This is a genomic window from Butyricimonas sp. RTP31003st1_G1_RTP31003_210430 (genome assembly GCF_040920905.1).
Classification (GTDB): Bacteria; Bacteroidota; Bacteroidia; order Bacteroidales; family Marinifilaceae; genus Butyricimonas; species Butyricimonas paravirosa.
In genome coordinates this window covers 1-19,713 of sequence record NZ_JBCOSQ010000083.1, presented here as the reverse complement: position 1 = coordinate 19,713, position 19,713 = coordinate 1, and the positions used below count along the sequence as shown (strand labels likewise).

The following is a 19,713-nucleotide window of genomic DNA, read 5'->3' as shown; positions in this document are numbered from 1 at the left end:
AGATCATACAAGTGGTTGTAGTCCCATTGAAATTTTCCGTTGGCGGTCCAGATGTCCGTGGTAAGCCAGTCGTATATGGGGTAGGCGTTAAAGATATTTGCTGTTACTTTGTGAGTCCATTTCAAGTGCTTGTAACTGTGGTAATTCCTGTCCCGGTGGATGGCTTGCCAGCGATGGTAGCTTTCTTGCGTGCGAATCCCGATGAGGCAACAAGTACGTTGAGCGTTTTTCTTCCGGTGATACCATTCTGCAAATTTGACTTGAAAATCGTAGTCCCACATCTCTTCCGTGTAGAAATCAAAATCTTCTTTGCGGTAGCATATTTCGGGCATATCCCTGACCCACAGATCTCGTAAATTGTCTTCCCACGGGCGCCAGAAACGCTGGTACATGGAAGTACACGTGGAGACTTTGAACGGGATGCATACCCGGTAGACTTCCAGTAAGTCGGCGTTATCGGCGAGCGTGCGGTCCACGTACCGGATCGTCTCGTTGTACTGCACTTCGTAGTCCATGTGAAAAACGCCCAGTTTCCGTTTTAGTTTATGCTGACGGATATAGTCAATACAGAGGTTTAGTAAAACCCCGCTGTCTTTGCCGCCGGAAAAAGACACGTACACGTTATCAAAATCAGAAAAAATTCGTTCTAGTCGGTTTTGCACGACATCATACACACTTTTTTTTATTCTCATAAGCTGGAGGATATACCATTTTTATATACAATTTCCACTCTTTTGAAACTATAAAACCGTTTGTTTTGAAGGTTTCTGCATCTCGGGTGTGGGAAACGGCAAAAAGAGGTTGTTCCCCTGCAAATTCTTTTTTTGCGAAGTCAATCAAGGCGGATAGTAACAAGGAATTGCCTCCTGATACGTAATAATTATCAATACAGGCGCCCGTACTCTTTATGTCAATAGGCATGAAACCTTTCACCACTCCCTTCTCTGTTGCCACAAGCCATTTGTGGTGGACGGAGGTCTTGAACGGATAGTTGTTATTGTACCGGAGTACGGGAATGCTCATTACCAACGGTGCCACGAGTTGGTATAACCGAGGGTCCGTACCATGTAATTTTTCTATGTCCATTACCGATCGCTTTTTGCAAAACTAATAAAATTAAGCAATGATTCAAAAGAATAATAAATAAACCTTTTAATATAGGCTTTACAAAGTAAATGTCGAACGTGTATATTATCATCTGTTTCTTATGTGAAATATCCGGAAAAGTAATTTGTATTCTCTTTTTCATTTGTTTGCAGCTCTTGTTGTCGATTCCTGTATTGTGATTATAACCTAACGGCTTGTCTTGACGTTTATAAGGTGAATATTTTAATTCTAACTAAACTAAACTCGATTTATGGCAGATACTACAACAACAGTCTCCGGTAAAGGGGAGAAGAGGAAGATTATATTCCTGATTATCTTTATCATCGTGGCAATCGTGGTTGCCGTTTTGTGGTGGCTGGATTACAGGAAGTATATCCGCACGGACGATGCGAATCTCGATTCGTTTCGAGTGAGTGTTTCGGCTCCGGTGGCGGGACAAGTGACCCGTTTGTACGCGATGGAGGGGGATGCCGTGAAACAGGGTGACACGTTGTTTATTCTTGACGATAACGCTTGTACGGTGATGGCTCCCGTTGATGGCGTTGTCGGAAAACGTTGGGTTCTACCGGGAGATCGGATTGAGGCGGGACAGACTGCGTTTACCCTGAATCGGGGAACAGATATTTGGGTAGCGGTTTACTTGGAGGAAACGAAGTTTAAGGAGATTTATCTCGGGCAGAAAGCTCAATTCACTTTGGATGCTTACGATAAGCTAACTTTCGAGGGACGGGTGTATTACATCGGGGACAACACGGCCTCGGAATTCGCCCTTGTCCCACCGAATAATGCATCCGGTAATTTCACGAAAGTAACCCAACGCATACCGTTGAAGATCTCTATTGATAGGGTTGAAGGTGATGACGGGCAAAAGGCTCGGGTGAAGTTGGTTTCAGGTATGTCTGCAACGGTTAAAATCGAGAAGGAGTGACCATGAATGTCGTTACCGCAACACCGATCGGTGGAGGAAGTTACAAGTGGCTCGTGCTGTTTAACGTCATGTTGACCACGTTTATGGCCGTGCTTGATTCCACGGTAGTCAACACGGGTTTACCCGTGATTATGGGAACGCTTGGGGCGTCGATGAATAGTGCCGAATGGATTTTGACGGGCTACATGCTTTCCATGGCAACCATTCTTCCGGCTGCAGGGGGGCTGTCTGATCGTTTCGGTTACAAGCGAATCTTTATTTTCTCGTTGACAGTATTTACAGTGGGTTCGTTCATGTGTGGCAATTCCACGGCTATCGGGGAACTGGTATTCTGGCGTATATTCCAAGGAATCGGGGGTGGTTTGCTGATGCCCGTGGGGATGGCTGTGGTAACGACCGTTTTCCCGGTGGAGCAACGGGGTATGGCGCTCGGGTTCTGGGCGATCGCCTCGGCTGCCTCTGTTTCCTTTGGTCCGCTTATCGGTGGCTATCTCGTGGATAATCTGAATTGGAATTATATCTTTTTCGTGAATATTCCTATCGGGATATTCAGTATCATATACACGATGATCGTGCAACAGGAGTACAAGACGGGTATGAGGCAGAAGTTTGATATACCGGGTTTTATCACGTCTGCCGTGTTTTTGCCCGTTTTCCTGTATGGTCTGTCTGAGGTGACCTCAAGTACGAACACGAAAGGGTGGTCCAGCCCGTTGGTGTTGGGATGTATGTGGGTGGCAGTGGTTAGTTTCGTGTTATTCCTGTACACGGAATTGACGGTAAAACATCCTATGATTAATCTCAAGATATTCAAGGATCACAATTTCTCGCTGGCGAACCTGATCGTGTTTATATTCGGGATCGGGATGTTCGGGAGTACTTTTCTGATTCCCTTGTATATGCAGGATTCGCTGGGGTATTCGGCCTACCAGACGGGTTTGTTCTTCCTGCCCGTGGGATTTCTACAAGCGGTGGCATCCCCGTTGGCCGGAAATGCTTCCCGGTGGGTAAACCCAAAGGTCGTGATCGTGTTGGGATTGTTCTTGTTATGTACCAGTTTTTACATGAATTACTCCTTTTCCTTTCTGACCGATAAGTGGTACATCATGATCAGCCTCTATTTGCGGGGAGTCGGGTTAGGGATTCTTTACCCGCCCTTGCTCAACGTCTCTTTGCGGCAAATCAGTAACCAACAGATGGCTCAAGCGTCGAGCGTGACGAACATAGTGCGGCAAATCGGGGGAAGTTTCGGGGTGGCCATGTTCAGCCATTTGTTGAGCCAGCGACAGACGTATCACACGGAACGTTATCACGAGGCCATTGCTTACACGGGAGAGACTTACTTGAACGTGGTGGATGGGTTAAGCCGCTTTTTTAGTTCGAGTGGTGGATTGGGACGTGCGGAATCCGTGTCCTATGCGAAACAATATATACTTGAGCACGTGGACATGGAGGCCTATATCAGTGGGATTAACGATGTGTTTTTCGTGGCATTCGTTACTACGTTATTGGCCGTGATCCCGATGTTCTTCTTAAAAACCAAACGAAAATAAATCTATCGATTTATCCCTCGGTTTCGTCCTCGTAGTCTTCTTCCACGCTGATACAGTTGAACGAGTAGATCGTTTTGTGAAGATACCGTTCGCCCGGGTTCAAACGGGTGGAAGGAAAACAAGGATGGTGGGGACTGTCCGGGAGCATTTGTGTCTCTAGAGCAATTCCCGAATAGGGACCGTAATGCTTTCCGCCTTTCCCGTTGGCCACGTCGATGTATTTACCCGTGTAAACCTGCAAGCCGGGGTAATCCGACAGGATGGTGACCGTGATCCCGTTTTTCGGGTGGGACAACTCGGCCATGAGTTGGGGTTCTATCGGATCTCCGAACGTGTAGCAATCATCCAACCCGTCTTCCTGCAAGGCGAGGAAAAGCGGTTTGTTGAAATCGAAAGCGTGTTTTTTGTCTGTCGAGAGGACAGTTCCCGTTGGGATTAAATCAGGAGTTGTTTCCAGATAGTGGGAGGTATAAAGCCGTAGTTCGTGATTCCCGATATTCTCGTCGGTAGGCCTTAGATTGAAATAGGGGTGTTGCGTGAGATTCACGTGTGTCGGTTGATCGCAACTAGCCTCGTAAATCACCCGGAACACGTTGTTTTCAATGGAATAACGAACCGTGACGTCCAGTGTACCGGGGAAACCGTTCTCCCCGTCCGGGCTAGTGTAGTGCAGAATGAGATGTTCGTTGTCCGGTTGTTCTGCGTCCCAAAGACGTTGATCGAATCCGGGCGTTCCCCCGTGGAGGGTATTTTCTTTTTCATTCTTGTTCAACGTGTAAGTCGTGTCGTCAATCGTGATCTCTCCGCCTTTGATGCGGTTACCATAGCGTCCGATGAGCGCCCCGAAATAAGGGTAATTTTTCCGGTACTCCGGGTCAATATATTGTTCAAGGGTATCAAATCCTAAAACCACGTCTACAAGTTTCCACCTGCAATCGCGTACAAATATGTTTTTTATAATCCCGCCGAGATTACATACGTGAATTTCAAGGCATTCATTCTTGAGAATATATTCTTTCAATTCCATGATCCATGATTTTAATCGACTCATAAAAATAAGCAATAGAATGTAATTTTCATTCGTGTTGAATATAAAATTTTAAAGAAAATACTTTAACTTTGTAGACATATGGCGTTAGACCCCATTTTAAATTCTAAATTTTAAATTAATTAAAATGGATACAAGCGTGTTGGAAAAAAGATTTGAGGAGATTTACGGGACAAAGGTTGAACATCTGTACTTTGCTCCCGGACGGGTAAATCTAATCGGGGAACATATTGATTATAACGGGGGACGGGTGTTCCCGTGTGCGTTAAGTTTCGGGACTTATCTGGCCGTGGCTCGTCGGGATGATCGGAAGATTGCTTTCGCTAGTATGAACCAAACTTTTCAAGTGGAATGTGATCAAAGTATTTTTGAGAATAAACCCAGTGAATGGGTGAAATATCCTTTGGGCGTGGTGAAGGAGTTCTCGGATCGGGGGCTTGACCCGTGGGGTTTTAACATCCTGTATTTCGGGGATATTCCGAATGGGGCCGGGTTATCCTCGTCAGCTTCGATAGAGGTCGTGACGGCGTTTATGTTGAACGATCAGTTGAATGCCGGGCTGGACGTGGTGGAGTTGGTGAAAATGTCACAACGGGCAGAGAATGTCTTCGTGGGCATGAATTGCGGGATTATGGATCAGTTTGCCGTGGGTATGGGAAAGAAGGGACACGCTATTGCGCTGGATTGCGGTACTTTGGATTATGATTTGATCCCGCTAAACCTCAATGGGTATAAATTGGTAATCACCAATTCAAATAAGAACCATGATCTAGTTACTTCCGAGTATAACGTGCGGCGGAGCCAGTGTGAACAGGCTTTGGCCGATATAAATCAAGGACTGAACTTGAAACATCTGTGTGATTTGAGCGAGGAAGAATTGGAGTGGGTGCGGCATCTGATTTCTGATGAAACCGTTTATCGCCGGGCTCGTCATGCCGTCTCGGAGAACGCTAGGGTGAACGAGGCCATTGACGTGTTGCAAAAGGGGGATTTGGTTCGTTTCGGGGAATTGATGAACGCATCGCATCGGTCATTGAAGGAAGATTACGAGGTTACCGGTGTCGAGATGGATACGCTGGCGGAGGAAGGGCAGAAGTTGCCGGGTGTGCTGGGGTCCCGGATCACGGGGGGCGGTTTCGGTGGTTGCACCGTGAGCCTTGTGAAAGAGGACAGCGTGCAGGAATTTATCGAGAAGTTGGCTCCCGTGTATCATGATAAAATTGGATTGAATGCCGAGTTTTACGTGGCGGACATTGGTGATGGCGTGAGGAAAATCTACTAAGTATAAACCATAACAATTGGAAAAATGTTGAACACGAGTTTTGAGTTCTGGGATTATTTCATTTTCGGGGCGTATGCCTTAATGATTATCGCCGTGGGATTGTGGGTGTCAAGAGGTAAAAAAGGCGTGCAGAAGACAACGGAGGATTATTTCCTTGCGAGCAAATCATTACCATGGTGGGCTATCGGGGCCTCGTTGATTGCGGCGAATATCTCTGCCGAACAATTTATCGGGATGTCCGGATCGGGGTTCGCTGTGGGACTGGCCATTGCCTCGTATGAGTTTATGGCAGCCTTGACCTTGATCATCGTGGGTAAATTCTTTTTACCTATATTTATCAAACAGGGGCTTTACACGATCCCCGAATTCGTGGAAAAACGTTTTTCGACAAACCTGAAGACTATTCTTGCCGTTTTCTGGATCGCCTTGTTTATTTTCGTGAACCTGACTTCAGTGCTTTTCCTGGGGGCAAAAGCTATTGATACGATTATTGGTACGGGTAACGGGGAGTTGTTCATTCCTGCCATTGTCGGGCTGGCCTTTGTTGCCGCGGCATATTCCATTTACGGGGGATTGTCGGCAGTGGCTTGGACGGATGTGATTCAGGTGGCCTTGTTGATCGTCGGGGGCGTTATAACCACGCTTATCGCTTTGGATAACGTGTTGCCCGGTGGCGGTGTCGTGGAGGGATTTAACCACGTCGTGGACACGGCGGGCGATAAGTTCCATATGATTATCTCGAAGGATAACCCGGAGTTTAAAAACCTGCCGGGTATTGCCGTGCTTATCGGTGGTTTATGGGTGGCAAACCTCTATTATTGGGGGTTCAATCAATACATCATCCAGCGGACGTTGGCGGCCAAGTCATTGAAAGAGGCTCAACGAGGTATTGCTTTTGCGGCGTTTCTGAAATTGATCGTGCCTTTGATTGTGGTTATTCCGGGAATCGTGGCTTTCGTGATGTACACCGAGTCTAAAGACCCGTCCGTGACGGCAATGTTCGAGATGACGGGAGGAAATGATAAAGCCTATCCGTGGCTGATCGGGACGTTTGTACCCACGGGTTTGAAGGGTTTGGTGCTGGCGGCATTGGCAGCGGCTATTGTTTCTTCGTTGGCCTCCATGCTGAATTCGACTTCTACCATATTTACGATGGATATTTATAAACCTTACATGGATCGGGAGGCCTCGCACAAAAAATTAGTGAGTGTGGGACGGATCACGGCAGCCGTGGCGTTGGTGATTGCGGGTTTGATTGCTCCTATGATGGCTAATTTCGATCAGATGTTCGTGTATATTCAAGAGTACACGGGGTTAGTGAGCCCCGGTATACTGGCCGTCTTCCTGATGGGATTGTTCTGGAAGAAGACTACGAACCGGGGGGCTATAATCGGAGTGCTGATCTCTATTCCCGTGGCGTTGTTGTTGAAGTTCCTGCCCATCGAAATGCCGTTCCTCGATCAGATGATGTACACGTTCTTGTTGACGATGGTAACAATCGGTATGGTTAGTTTGGCTACCTGCAAGACGGATGACGACCCGAAAGGCTTGGTGTTGACCTCTGAAATGTTCAAAACCGATAAGGTATTTAATATTTGTGCTTACGTGATTTGTATTTTGTTAGCCGTGATTTATACGGCTTGTTGGTGATTTAGGAAGAGAACGAAAAGATGTTTTGGGGGGTAAAGGGTGTGATAAGCCTTTACCCCCGATTTATTTTCCTCGCACGGTCGGTACACGCTCGCTCACGAGCGAGGGAGTAGCGAAGGAATACCGAGAGTGTACTGAAGTTGATCCCCGTTTTCTGCCTTATCTCATCCTGTCTTGTCGGGGATGTGGTTTACTATAAGCAGGTAAGTTTGGTAAACTAATTTTGGGAAGCGACCTCGTCTCCTCTGGTATGTTCTTCAGCATGTTTTGCCCTTTAAAGGCAAGATATTGTCATTAAAATTGTTAAGGGAGTTGTATTGAAAGAAAGAAAATATTAACTTTGAGTTCATGTAAAGTAAGTGTTTCTTGTAATTAGTACTTATTGTTTTGACGAAATCAGAGGATGTTCTAATAAAAAAGTTCCGGGCTGGAAATGGTGTGATTTTCAAGGAGATTTTTGATCGATACTATCTCCCCGTGAAGTCGTACGGTTTCCAGTATATCGAGGACGATGAGATTGTTGAAGATTTCGTGCAAGATGCTTTCCTGAAGGTGTGGGAGAAACGGGCGGACTTTTATTTTGTTGCGGCAATTAAAAGTTTCCTGTATATGAGTGTTAGAAATGCTTGTTTGGATTACCTGCGTCACCAAAAAGTGCAACGTCGCAATGAGCCGGAATTAATCCTGTGGCTCACGGAAGAGGGGGAGGAAGAATTTATTCTTGAAGAGGAGGTCCACGCGATGGTGTACGATGCGATAAAGGATTTGTCGGAGCGATCTCGTCGGGTCGTGATTCTGACGATGGAGGGCCTTTCCAATCCTGAAATTGCGAAAGAGTTAGGGGTTTCCGTGAACACGGTGAAGACGATTAAATTGCGTGCTTACAGGGTGTTGCGGGAACGGTTGAAGGGTATTCAGTGGTTGTTATTACTTCTTTTGGGCGTTTAAAGAATTTTTTTTTACAAAGGGTGTCACCCTGTGGGGAGGTGTTCACGTTTTAGGGGAAATTTTTGAAAAATGGAGAAAATTGATCCTAGGATAGAGCTTGTTATTTATCGTTTTTTACGTGGGGAACTCTCTGCGTCTGAACGGGAAATGCTCGAATCCTGGTTACGTGAAGGAAGGCATAGGGAATTGTTCGAGAAAATTTGCAACAAGGAGAATATGCTGGAAAAGTCGTTCTATTTTGATCGACTGGATAAAGGAAGGGAGAAAACGTGGCTCCGTTTGGAACGGGCTACCGGGTTGCGTCGTCGTCTTGTGATGCGTCGCTGGGCGGTGGCAGCTTCATTGATGGTTCCTCTTTTGATCGGGATAATGTACTTGAATATGCGGCAGGTAGAACCGGGAGTGCCGGAGCTACGGCAAGAGCGAATTGTTCCGGGAGTATCAACGGCACAGCTTTATTTACCTGATGGCAAAGTGGTCGATTTGGGTAAAGACAGTATTTGTGACTTACAGTTGTTTGAAGGTGGCCGGTTCGTGAATGAACGAGGGACGTTGACCTACAAAAGTGATAGTGCGGAAATAAGTGCGGCCCAATACAGCGAAATCCGGATTCCGAGAGGGGGAGAGTATAAAGTCGTGCTGCCCGACGGAACGGTGGTATGGTTAAATGCGGAATCGTCTCTTCGTTTCCCGACCGTGTTTACAGGGAAGGAACGGAAAGTGTACGCGAAGGGGGAGCTTTATTTTGACGTGAAACATGATGAGGCGAAACCTTTTATCGTGGAGGTGGAGAAAGACTACACGGTTCGGGTACTCGGAACTGAATTTAATATTCGTGCGTATGGCGGGTCTTCCCGGGCGACAACTCTGGTGAAAGGACGTGTACAGGTGAAGGGGGCGGATAACACTGTGCTGTTGAAACCGGGTCAACAAGCTTTTGAGGCTCCGGGTACAAACGATCTTGAAGTGCTTGACGTGGATGTGGCTCCTTACGTGGCATGGCATGAGGGGAAATTCCATTTTGTTCATGTTTCCTTGAAAAATATCATGGAGGAACTATCTCGCTGGTATGACGTGCAGGTTATTTTCGAGAATCCGGCGGTGATGAACGAGTGTTTCACGATCGAGATGCAACGATTTGATGATTTTAATAAAGTATTGAGATTAATTGAACGAACTGGCATGGTGACTATCTCCGTGGATGGCCATACGGTGACTGTAAAATAGAAAAAACGGGAGATCTGGACCATCCCCCGTTTAAGTAAGGTGCCTGAGGCACAATGTGAAATTTTAATGATACAAAGTTATGAAAAAAATCAGAACGAGTGGGTTTTTTAGGCGAGCCCATGGGAATTTTTTGTTGATGATGAGGTTAACAATGTTGTCCCTACTGATGACGTTTGTCTCGTTCACGGCCACAGCGCTGGGTCAACGAACGACGATCAAACTGGACAACGTGGAATTACAAGTTGCTTTTAACGAAATTAAACAGAAAATGGGGTACACCTTCGTGTACAATGATCAAGTGGTGAAGAACGTGGGGAAGATTTCCGTGAATGTTACCTCTGATAACGTGACGCATATTCTGAAAAAATGTCTGGAAGGAACGTCTCTCGATTTTTATATCGAGGATAATATCGTGGTGATCGTGGCTAAGACGGAACAGTCTACTCGTGGTACGGATAAAAAAGCCGTGACCGTAAAAGGAAAAGTGGTTGATGAGGGAAAACATCCGCTACCGGGGGTAACGGTATTAATAAAAGGGACAACGTTAGGCGTAACGACGGGATTGGAAGGAGAGTTTTCAATTGTTGTTACTGATACAACTCACGCTGAACTTGTATTTTCTTTTATTGGGATGGTTTCTCAAACAATTTCTTATAAAAATATTCCAAAAAGCGGAGAGTGGACCGTTGTATTGAAAGAAGAAGTACAGGGACTGGACGAGGTTGTCGTGACGGGTATTTATTCTCGTAAGAAAGAGAGTTTCACTGGATCGTCGACAACTTATACGGCGAAGGAATTAAAGACGATCGGTAACACGAACGTGTTGCAGAGTCTGAAGACGATGGACCCTTCTTTTGCCATTATGGAGAACAATCAGTTTGGTTCTGACCCCAACCGTTTGCCGGATATTAACGTGCGTGGTAAAACAAGCGTGATTGGTTTGACACAGGAGTACGAGACAGACCCGAATCAACCGTTGTTTATATTGGACGGTTTTGAGACGACGTTAGCTACAATTAGTGATTTGAGTATGGATCGAGTGGAGAGTATTACGGTACTGAAAGATGCCGCAGCCACGGCTATTTACGGTGCAAAGGCTGCCAACGGGGTTGTTGTGGTGGAAACAAAGGCTCCGGCAGCAGGGACGCTCAGGTTGAATTATAACGGAAATTTGAATTTCACGTTTGCAGATTTGTCTGATTATAATTTGATGAATTCTGCAGAGAAATTAGAGTTTGAACGTTTAGCTGGGTATTATGGAGATTTAGATGTTAATGGAGAGATCGTGTCGGAGGGATACCAGCAATTGTACTATCAGCGTTTGGCGGAAGTGAAACGAGGGGTTGATACTTACTGGATGAGTGAACCTTTGCGGTTTGCAACTTCTCATAGTCATAATCTTTTTGCAGAGGGAGGGGATGACCGGATGCGTTACGGGATTGGTTTCAGTTATAATAAGACACAAGGTGTGATGAAAGGTTCTGATCGTGATGTGTTGAATGGTAACGTGAGGTTGATGTATCGTTATAAAACCGTGGCGTTTACGAACTATTTGAATCTGGATTACACGATGTCTTCTCGTGAGAATGTGTCCTTTTCTGAGTTCTCCCGGGCGAACCCGTATCATCGGAAGTTGAACGAGTATGGAGAGCCGGATCAAGTTATGGAAACTTACACGGATTCTGACATTAATTCATCTTCATATCTGAAGACTCTGAACGTGTATAATCCGTTGTATGATATGATATTGAATAGTTCAAACGAGAGTCGTTCTTTCGGATTCAGAAATAATTTCGAGATCGACTGGCGAGTATATGATGAGTTACGGGTAAAGGGACGTTTCAGTATTAGTAAATCATCTGCAAAAGCGGAAGTGTTTAAATCTCCGAAAGCCTCTGATTTTGTCGGTGCCGAGTCTACGGAGAAAGGAACTTACACGGAAACGAATGAAGAGAACTTGAGTTACGACGGTGATTTTAATGTGACTTACGGAAAGTTATTTAATGAGAAACATATGGTAAATGCCGTGGGTGGTATACGTTTAGCGTCTAATCAGGCCAAATCGAGTGGCTTTGTTTCAAGGGGATTTATTGATGATCGTTATTCTAATCCGTCTTTTTCTACGGGGTATCCTTCCGGGGGCAAACCGAACTATTCCAACACGGAAAAACGGTCGGCTAGTTATTATCTAAATGCCGGTTATGCTTATGATAATCGCTATTTACTGGATGCGAATTTTCGTTCGGACGGATCATCCGTTTTCGGGTTATCACAGCAATTTACGACTACTTGGGCCATTGGATTAGGTTGGAACGTGCATAACGAGGCTTTCTTTAAAGGACAGGATTGGATTAACTATTTGAAGTTGCGTTTTTCTATCGGTAATCCCGGAAACCAAAATTTCGATGCTTATATTTCGATGAACGTGTACGGGTATTCTACCGCTTATCCTAATCCATTCGGATTAAGTGCTGTAATCTCTACTTGGGGAAACAATAATCTGGAGTGGCAGAAGACGATTGATCAGAACTACGGGATTGACATGGCTTTCTTGAAAAACAGGTTGAAGGTAACGGTAGATTATTTCATTAAAAATACCGACCCTCTATTAGTTTACGTGCAGATGCCTTCATCCACGGGATCGAGTACAGCCCCGATGAATCTGGGTAAACAGGTGACGGAGGGAGTGACAGCCGTGTTGAATTACACGATATTACAGAAAGAGCATATGAATTGGAATTTTAACCTGAACGCCAGACATATCACGTCCGAATATAAAAATATCGGGAATTCTTTGGATAAATACAATCAAGATAACAGAAGTTCGAATCTGACAAGATATTACGATGGCGGTAGTCCTTCTGATTTATGGGCGGTACGTTCCGCCGGTATTGATCCGGCAACCGGACGGGAAATTTTTATCAAGAAGGATGGAACGCAGACTTTTGTACATGATTATGCGGATGAAGTTGTCGTGGGAAATTCCGATCCTAAGGTAGAAGGTGTTATCGGGACTTCATTCTATTATAAAGGGTTCACGGCCTCAATTAATTTACGGTATCGGTTAGGTGGTCAGATATTTTTATCCACGTTATATGATAAAGTAGAGAATATTTCTGATAATGCTTTGAAGTATAATCAGGATAAACGGGCCTTGTACGATCGTTGGCAAAAGCCGGGGGACGTGAGTAAGTTTAAAGCTATTTCATTGACCGAAACGACCCCGATGTCTTCTCGTTTTGTTGCGGATGAAAACACGTTGAGTGGTGAGTCTATTTCTTTGGGTTACGAGACTCAAGCAAAATGGCTAAGGTATATAGGAGCGTCTTCCATGACAATTCGTGGGTACATGAATGATATATTCCGAATTTCCACGGTGAAAAATGAGCGGGGATTGGATTACCCGTTTGCCCGTACGGTGGCTTTTTCCCTTGGTGTGAGGTTTTAATGACTTAAAGTAGATTGATTATGAATGCAATAAAAAAGATAAAATCAGTATTCGCCACGGGGTTGGTATTATTACTCGTGTCATGTAATTCATGGCTGGAAGTGGACCCGGAAGATAGAATTATGGATAATACCTTATTTAAGGATAAGGAGGGATTCATGACCGCACTAAATGGCGTGTATTCGGAATTGAACAAGACGTCTTTGTACGGTCGTAATCTGACAATGGGAATGATTGACGTGATGGCGCAATATTATAATTGTAATATTGCAGATCACGCTTATGCCCGTTATATGGATTATTCCTACGAGGATGCTACTTATAAAACTCAGATTGATAATATTTGGTCAGGATTGTACACTATGATTGCAAATTGTAACGCTATCATAGAGCATTGTGGCAATGGAAATTCTGTGCTACCGGACGAGTATTATCGTATGATTAAAGGTGAAGCTATTGGCTTGCGGGCGATGATGCATTTGGATCTGTTGAGAATGTTCGGTCCGATCTGGTCGGCTACCGGTAAAGAAACTGTTTGTATGCCTTATATGACGGTGGCGGATCGTGTCGTGCAGCCTCTATTACGGGCAGATAGCGTGATGAGTTATATTATTAAAGATTTGGAAACGGCTGCCAGTCTATTGTTGACGGTTGATCCGGTGATTACCGAAGGGGCAAAGAATTACGGGGAGGAGGTTGGTTCAAATGATATGAATTATCGTCAGTATCGGTTGAATTATTTTGCAATAAATGCTTTAATGGCACGTGCCTATTTGTGGAGTGGAAACACGCAGAAGGCTGGCGAGTATGCCCGAACCGTGATAGAAAAGGTTAGTGATAAGAATACGCCTTTATTTCCATTGATTGATGCCGATTACATGGAGGCTAATTCAGACCGGGTGTTCTCCCCGGAGGTACTGTTCTCTCTTTACAATACTTCTCGCCCGGATGTTGTTTACAAGACGTTGTTCGTACCGACATTGGCGACAACGAGTATATTGACGATGGCGGGAGATCTGGCAACGGGTAGGGTTAATGAAACGTATGATGATAAGAATGATTATCGTTATCGTATGTGGGAATCTACCGTGGAGAATAACCGGGAAGTAACCTATTTTATCAAGTATATGGATGAAACCCGGACGGGGTCGGAGGCTTATCGTTATATGACTCCGCTGATTCGGATGAGTGAATTGTACTTGATTGCGGCAGAATGTGAAACTAATGTACAAACGGCTTTAGACAAGTATTTTAACCCGTTGCGTTTTAGTCGTAATTGCGTGAATCAAAATGCATCTTCCGCGGAAGAGTTAAAGAGTTTGATTCGGGCCGAGTATGTGAGAGAATTTATTGGTGAGGGACAGTTGTTTTTCTATTATAAACGGAATGCTTTGCAACACATCCCGGATGGAGGTACGGTGAATAGTATAAAGAATATTTCTTTGGATAGTTACGTGTTCCCCTTACCGGATAGTGAAACGAGCCAGCGGGCGGAGTAAACGGAATATAGTTTTACTAAAAAGACATGAATATGAAAAAGATAATATATATGATCGCTCTTTTTTGGGCGGCTATCGGAATGATCAGTTGTGAAAAAGAGGTGAAAGATTATGATGGGGAAGAAGGTGTTTACTTTTACGTGCAATGGGGTGCCGAGTGGGGAGACACGACGAAATGGGCAAACCAGTCTTACACACCCGTCGAATTTGTGAACATTTTGGGAGATACATACGAGGTGAAAGTGAGAGTGATGTCAACCGGAAGAGTGAAGGATTATGATCGGACTTTCCAGATGGTGGTTGATAAAGATTCTACCACAGCTGTGGTGAATCAGAATTATGAACCGTTTGAGGAGATGCAGGTGATTAAAGCCGGACAGACTTATGCGGATGTGGTTATCCATTTGAAAAGAAACGAGAATATTATGGAGGTTGAAAAAGTGCTGGGTTTAAGACTCCTTCCAACGAATGATTTTATTATCGGTATTCCCGAATGGGGCAAGTTAGCCGGAATGTGGTCTAGCGAAGGTTCTAGTGAATTTGATGCCTCCGTGCATAAGATTATCATGAGTGACTTTATCGTGAAACCGGCTCGTTGGATCGGGGGAATATACGATCAGCCGGGAGATACGGAAAGTGGACGTTGGGGAGTTTTCACGGTAAAGAAGTACAAGTTGATTTGTGACCAGTTTGATTTGACGTATGAAGACTTTCAAACTGAAGCAACTATGCCGGGAGCGAAACAAGCCGTGATTCAAGAGCATATGGCTAACTATCTACAAGAGCTTTATGATAAAGGAACTCCAGTATTGGAGGATGATGGACGTTTGATGTGGTTCATGGGAGTATCTTGGACGTCTGTCGTGGGAGTACCTTGGGTACCAGAACAATAGGTTGAATGTATAAAATAGTATGTTATGAGACGAAATATAATATTGTTTTTGATGTTAGCCTTTTCATGTGTCGTAATTTCTTGTTATGATGATAAGGGATCTTATGATTACACGGAGGTGAATGAGATTGTGATAGACGAGCTGGGGGATGGTTATAGTATGATCTTTAAAAAAGATACACTGAAAATTAAACCCAAGCTATTATTTTCACTAGACAGTTTAACACCCGATAGATATGAGTATGAGTGGAAAGCTGTTCCGGGAGTGGCTAGTGATCTTTCTAGCGAAGTGATAGGAACGGAACGGGAGTTGAAGTATTTTATGGAGCTTTACCCGGGATCTTACGCCCTTTATTTGAAAGTGAGGGATAAGCAAACCGGACTATTGTGGATGAATTATACCTCTTTAGTCGTGAGAACGGAGGTTGCCCGTGGATTCCTTTTGATTGGGGATGATGAGGATGGATTCGTGAACGTGGACATGATTGCCATGCCGGGTGACACGATCGTGTTGAAGAACCTATTGTCAAATAATGGATTGCCACCTATGCGAGGAGCAAAAAGTATTATGTACACGAGTGCTTATACTGCGTCTATGGACCCGTATGTGAAATTATGGGTTGCTACGGAGGATCGTTCCTATTACGTGAATACGACGACATTTGAGGGCGATCCTTTAAATACTTTCGAACGTATGGTCTATTCAAGTTTTGAAATGCCGGAGCAATTGAATCCCGTACACATGATTGCTAAAAATAGAGCTGGAAATATGTCCACGAATCGTATGGTTGTTTGTGATAACGGATATGTTTTCATGGTGTCTCTTTATAGTGGCGAGTATTATCCGAATCCGATGAATAGGGCTTCAAAATCTCAGGATGTGTTGTTCAAAGCTTATCCCTATATATTCTCGTCTCCGGGGTACGTGTATGGTGCGGTGCTTTATGATACGGACGATAATCGTTTCTTGCGTTTTGGAACGTTTGACACTTATTCTCGAGAGTTGTCTGATGGAACGGGAGATATTTTCCCGTGGATTCAACCGGAAGGTCGGGTGTTATGGTATGCAGAGAATACGATGGATACGGAGGGGGGAAGTTCTAACGGAAATTCATTTGCCTTGATGAAAGATACTGAAACCAATCAATTTCATATTTATAAGTTCTATGCTTATAGTAATGCTTATAAACGAGCTTATTATGCCATAAATTCTTCTTTGGCGACCGGGATAAATGATGCAAAATTGTTTGCTTTTTCGTCAAAACGTTCAATGTTCCTTTATGCCGTGGGAAAGACCTTGTATGCGTATGATTACAATAAGGGGTATGAAAAATTGTATAAGATGGAACTGGATGATGAAATCACTATGTTGAAATTTGATATTCAGTCGAATACAACGTATAATGATTTGTATATAGCGACATATAACAGTACGACAGGGGGAACTTTACAGAAGTATGTGTTAGGGACGGATCAGAATAAATTTGAATTGACACCAGATGAGCGTTGTCATTGGACGGATTTAGTGAAGGTGAAAGATATGGATTGGAGAAATAGTACGAAATAAGTATGAGAAAAAATTTAATATTATTCTGGATGATAGCGGTAATTTTACCGCTGTCATCTTTTGCTCAGGGAGTTGATTTTAAGTCGTTGACGATGAAGGAGGCGCAGGTTGTTGCGGTGAAAGAGAAGAAGATGATATTCATTGACTTCTACACGACGTGGTGCGGACCGTGTAAGATGATGTCTTCGGAGGTATTTACCCAAGATCAGGTCGGCGAGTATTTTAACCGGACGTTTGTGAATCTGAAAGTGGATGCGGAGAAGGGTGAAGGAGTAGAGTTGGCAAAGAAATATCAAGTGAAGGCTTACCCGACATTCGTGGTGTTACGGGCGGATGGGACGGAAGTTTATCGAACGGCAGGAGCCCGTCCGGCGGATGAGTTTGTCGACAAGATTAGGAAAGGAATTGATCCTAAATGGTCGCCTGAAGGTTTGACACGTCGTTACGAGAAGGGAGAGCGTACACCGGAGTTGGTGAACGAGTATGCTTTGTTACAGATGGAGACGGGAAACGGGGAGATCGGTGGAAAGGTTGTACAGGAGTATTTTGATAAACTATCGGATAAGAAGAGAGTGAAACCGGAAAACTTCTTTCTTTATACCCGTTACACGTTGAGTTACAAGGATCCGAAGGCCGATTACGTGTTTGCTAACAAAGATCGTTTTATCAAGGCAAACGGAGAAGAGGTTGTCGAGCCTTTGTTGTATAATTGGCTACGGCAAGAGATGATCCCTTTCGTGATGGCGAAGGGAGTCCCGGATACGGGAGAAAACTTAAAGGCTTTGCAGGATTTGGAAACAAAGATTCAGAAGGCCGCTTTGGCGAATCCCGGTTGTATGTCGGAACTGGATGAGATTGCGAGGGTTCGTTGGGAAGGTGATTTGAAGGCTTATCTGGATATTTGCCGGGAAAAGTTTGCCTCGCTGGAATCCAAGGATCGTTTTTCCATATTGCTTGGTTTGGGGGCCTTGCAAGAAGAGAATGACGCTATAAAGACTTTGGCGGCCGGGTTACTCCGGGATCATCTGGATGAGTTTGAAAATACGAATCGGCGAGTGCTTTACATGACGCTGTTGAATCTTGAGGGAAAGAAGGAATACCGCCTGCGGGCCTCCATAGATGGGGTGAAGAAAGGGAAAGTGACGGTTTCTTACTTCTTGCGTGGAAAGTTTGAACGGGAAGATTACGAGTTCGATAATCACATGATAGATATTAGCCTTGCGGGACGAGATACGGTGGCCGCGAGTGTACGTTTGTTGTGTGAAGAACTAGCTTGTCCCACGGCAAGAGGGAATGATTATTATCCTCATTTCAACTTTATCGTTGTTCCGGGAGAGGCTGCCGTGGTGAAGGTTGATGCAGAGAAAGGGAAGGTAGCCGAGTTGGAATGGCAAAGAGGCGGATCGATTTCTCATGATTTTGTTCGTCTGAATTATGATCTGTTGGAGGCAGACGAGCGGGATTACAACCAACTGGTGATGGATAATATTATTCGTGGTGGTGATATTCGGGATTACCCGGACGAGTTCCAAGCGTCATGGGATGCGGGAAAACGTCGGGTCATGGCATTTATCCGGGAGAATCCGAATAGTTTTATCTCGGTGATGGAGTTGTGGGAACATTACATCTGGTTTGACGAGAACGAGGCCGAAGATATTTATAACCGTTTCCCCGAAAACTTGAAAGTAAGTCCCTACGGGCGGGTGATCGCGCAGCGTCTGGAGCGGAGTAAGGATTCTAGAACGGGGCAACCGGCAAAGAATTTCGTGAAGAAAGATATGAACGGGAAAACGGTGTCTCTTGAAAAGTTACGGGGAAAGTACGTGTTGCTGGACTTCTGGGGAAGCTGGTGCGGACCTTGCCGGGCATCGCATCCTCATTTGAAAGAGTTGTATGAAAAGTACAAAAAACAGGTCGTTTTTATCAACGTGGCCCAAGAGAACGTGAAAGATTTGAACGAGGCCCGGAAACTTTGGAAGACGGCAGTTAAAGAGGATGGAATGACGTGGACTCAAATATTGAATAACGAGGGACGGGACGAGTATGACGTGGTACGTTTATTTAATATTTCCTCGTTTCCGACGAAGGTATTAATTGATCCCAATGGTGTCGTGGTTTCACGAATGGTAGGGGGAATGGTTGATGCGGGGGAGATTTTGGAGAAAATAATTGATTGAATATGAAAAATTATTATTTTGCAGGAATAACGATATTTATGTTATTGATAGTTGCTCTTTCAATGTAATGATGGTATAATGTTACCAAGAAGGTTGGAGAATTAACTGTATTTTAATATTTAGATTATGTATGTTCTGTTAATCTTGATTGTTGTTGATGTTTTAGGTCTATTTTCAGTTTTAAGAAGAAATGATTTAGACCCGATTAATAAAGTTGTGTTCACTTTGTGTATCATTTTATTGCCCATTGTAGGCATCATCATTTATTATTTATTTTTATCAAGTAGAAAAAGAAGAAAATTTGATATTTCGGCCATGTGGCCAAAAATAGTTGGTAAATTCTTTATAACGATTTGAATTCCAGAATGATTAATTACCTTAATTGAA

General features: G+C 44.3%; 15 protein-coding genes. 12 read left to right on the top strand and 3 right to left on the bottom strand.

The window, feature by feature from the left end; translation table 11 throughout:
* Both AB5542_RS18785 and AB5542_RS18780 read right to left on the bottom strand, forming a co-directional pair.
* Positions 1–692 (bottom strand): phosphoadenosine phosphosulfate reductase family protein (locus AB5542_RS18785; protein WP_368243332.1); only part of this gene is annotated, 692 nt, incomplete at its 3' end.
* Positions 667–1,086 (bottom strand): hypothetical protein, encoded by a 420-nt coding sequence (locus AB5542_RS18780; protein WP_118304454.1) that lies wholly within the window; start codon positions 1,084–1,086, stop codon positions 667–669. The genes AB5542_RS18785 and AB5542_RS18780, both read right to left, overlap by 26 nt.
* Positions 1,087–1,357: 271 nt before the next feature.
* Here AB5542_RS18780 and AB5542_RS18775 point away from each other — a divergent pair, with 271 nt between their 5' ends.
* Both AB5542_RS18775 and AB5542_RS18770 read left to right on the top strand, forming a co-directional pair.
* Positions 1,358–2,035, top strand: a complete 678-nt coding sequence (locus AB5542_RS18775; protein ID WP_279037671.1) for an efflux RND transporter periplasmic adaptor subunit — start codon at positions 1,358–1,360, stop codon at positions 2,033–2,035.
* A 2-nt stretch (positions 2,036–2,037) separates the two neighbouring features.
* Positions 2,038–3,588 carry a DHA2 family efflux MFS transporter permease subunit gene (locus AB5542_RS18770; RefSeq protein ID WP_279037674.1) on the top strand — a complete coding sequence of 517 codons (1,551 nt, stop codon included), beginning with the start codon at positions 2,038–2,040 and terminating at the stop codon, positions 3,586–3,588.
* A 10-nt stretch (positions 3,589–3,598) separates the two neighbouring features.
* Here AB5542_RS18770 and AB5542_RS18765 read toward each other — a convergent pair whose 3' ends face one another.
* Positions 3,599–4,615: an aldose epimerase family protein gene (locus AB5542_RS18765; RefSeq protein ID WP_279037677.1), complete on the bottom strand. Its 1,017-nt coding sequence runs from the start codon at positions 4,613–4,615 to the stop codon at positions 3,599–3,601.
* Between the two features lie 148 nt (positions 4,616–4,763).
* On the opposite strand from AB5542_RS18765, the gene AB5542_RS18760 reads away from it, so the two are divergent.
* From AB5542_RS18760 to AB5542_RS18715, 10 genes are all read left to right on the top strand, one after another.
* Positions 4,764–5,918 (top strand): galactokinase, encoded by a 1,155-nt coding sequence (locus tag AB5542_RS18760; RefSeq protein ID WP_279037679.1) that lies wholly within the window; start codon positions 4,764–4,766, stop codon positions 5,916–5,918.
* Positions 5,919–5,942: 24 nt separating this feature from the next.
* A complete protein-coding gene (locus AB5542_RS18755; RefSeq protein ID WP_087420929.1) occupies positions 5,943–7,568 on the top strand; it encodes a sodium/sugar symporter in 1,626 nt (541 codons plus the stop codon).
* Positions 7,569–7,955: 387 nt separating this feature from the next.
* Positions 7,956–8,516 (top strand): RNA polymerase sigma factor, encoded by a 561-nt coding sequence (locus AB5542_RS18750; RefSeq protein ID WP_158572041.1) that lies wholly within the window; start codon positions 7,956–7,958, stop codon positions 8,514–8,516.
* Positions 8,517–8,585: 69 nt separating this feature from the next.
* Positions 8,586–9,743 carry a FecR family protein gene (locus AB5542_RS18745; RefSeq protein ID WP_279037683.1) on the top strand — a complete coding sequence of 386 codons (1,158 nt, stop codon included), beginning with the start codon at positions 8,586–8,588 and terminating at the stop codon, positions 9,741–9,743.
* Between the two features lie 136 nt (positions 9,744–9,879).
* Entirely contained in the window at positions 9,880–13,191 is a 3,312-nt protein-coding gene (locus tag AB5542_RS18740) for a SusC/RagA family TonB-linked outer membrane protein (protein ID WP_087421300.1), read from the top strand.
* Between the two features lie 20 nt (positions 13,192–13,211).
* Complete coding sequence (locus AB5542_RS18735; protein ID WP_279037687.1) at positions 13,212–14,690, top strand: RagB/SusD family nutrient uptake outer membrane protein; 1,479 nt, start codon at positions 13,212–13,214, stop codon at positions 14,688–14,690.
* A gap of 32 nt (positions 14,691–14,722) precedes the next feature.
* A complete protein-coding gene (locus AB5542_RS18730) occupies positions 14,723–15,583 on the top strand; it encodes a DUF4843 domain-containing protein (RefSeq protein ID WP_279037689.1) in 861 nt (286 codons plus the stop codon).
* Between the two features lie 24 nt (positions 15,584–15,607).
* Positions 15,608–17,149, top strand: a complete 1,542-nt coding sequence (locus AB5542_RS18725) for a PKD-like family lipoprotein (RefSeq protein ID WP_279037691.1) — start codon at positions 15,608–15,610, stop codon at positions 17,147–17,149.
* Positions 17,150–17,151: 2 nt separating this feature from the next.
* Positions 17,152–19,326, top strand: coding sequence for a TlpA family protein disulfide reductase (locus tag AB5542_RS18720; protein WP_279037694.1), 2,175 nt, complete (start codon positions 17,152–17,154; stop codon positions 19,324–19,326).
* A gap of 126 nt (positions 19,327–19,452) precedes the next feature.
* The gene (locus tag AB5542_RS18715; RefSeq protein WP_368243329.1) at positions 19,453–19,683 is read left to right on the top strand and encodes a PLDc N-terminal domain-containing protein; all 231 of its coding nucleotides are present in this window, start codon (positions 19,453–19,455) and stop codon (positions 19,681–19,683) included.
* The last annotated feature ends 30 nt before the right edge of the window (positions 19,684–19,713 follow it).

Excerpts from the sequence above, each read along its gene's own strand:
- AB5542_RS18780 (WP_118304454.1), bottom strand. The coding sequence starts at position 1,086 with ATGGACATAGAAAAATTACATGGTACGGACCCTCGGTTATACCAACTC.
- AB5542_RS18775 (WP_279037671.1), top strand. The coding sequence starts at position 1,358 with ATGGCAGATACTACAACAACAGTCTCCGGTAAAGGGGAGAAGAGGAAG.
- AB5542_RS18770 (WP_279037674.1), top strand. The coding sequence starts at position 2,038 with ATGAATGTCGTTACCGCAACACCGATCGGTGGAGGAAGTTACAAGTGG.
- AB5542_RS18765 (WP_279037677.1), bottom strand. The coding sequence starts at position 4,615 with ATGGAATTGAAAGAATATATTCTCAAGAATGAATGCCTTGAAATTCAC.
- AB5542_RS18760 (WP_279037679.1), top strand. The coding sequence starts at position 4,764 with ATGGATACAAGCGTGTTGGAAAAAAGATTTGAGGAGATTTACGGGACA.
- AB5542_RS18755 (WP_087420929.1), top strand. The coding sequence starts at position 5,943 with ATGTTGAACACGAGTTTTGAGTTCTGGGATTATTTCATTTTCGGGGCG.
- AB5542_RS18745 (WP_279037683.1), top strand. The coding sequence starts at position 8,586 with ATGGAGAAAATTGATCCTAGGATAGAGCTTGTTATTTATCGTTTTTTA.
- AB5542_RS18740 (WP_087421300.1), top strand. The coding sequence starts at position 9,880 with ATGATGAGGTTAACAATGTTGTCCCTACTGATGACGTTTGTCTCGTTC.
- AB5542_RS18735 (WP_279037687.1), top strand. The coding sequence starts at position 13,212 with ATGAATGCAATAAAAAAGATAAAATCAGTATTCGCCACGGGGTTGGTA.
- AB5542_RS18730 (WP_279037689.1), top strand. The coding sequence starts at position 14,723 with ATGAAAAAGATAATATATATGATCGCTCTTTTTTGGGCGGCTATCGGA.
- AB5542_RS18725 (WP_279037691.1), top strand. The coding sequence starts at position 15,608 with ATGAGACGAAATATAATATTGTTTTTGATGTTAGCCTTTTCATGTGTC.
- AB5542_RS18720 (WP_279037694.1), top strand. The coding sequence starts at position 17,152 with ATGAGAAAAAATTTAATATTATTCTGGATGATAGCGGTAATTTTACCG.
- AB5542_RS18715 (WP_368243329.1), top strand. The coding sequence starts at position 19,453 with ATGTATGTTCTGTTAATCTTGATTGTTGTTGATGTTTTAGGTCTATTT.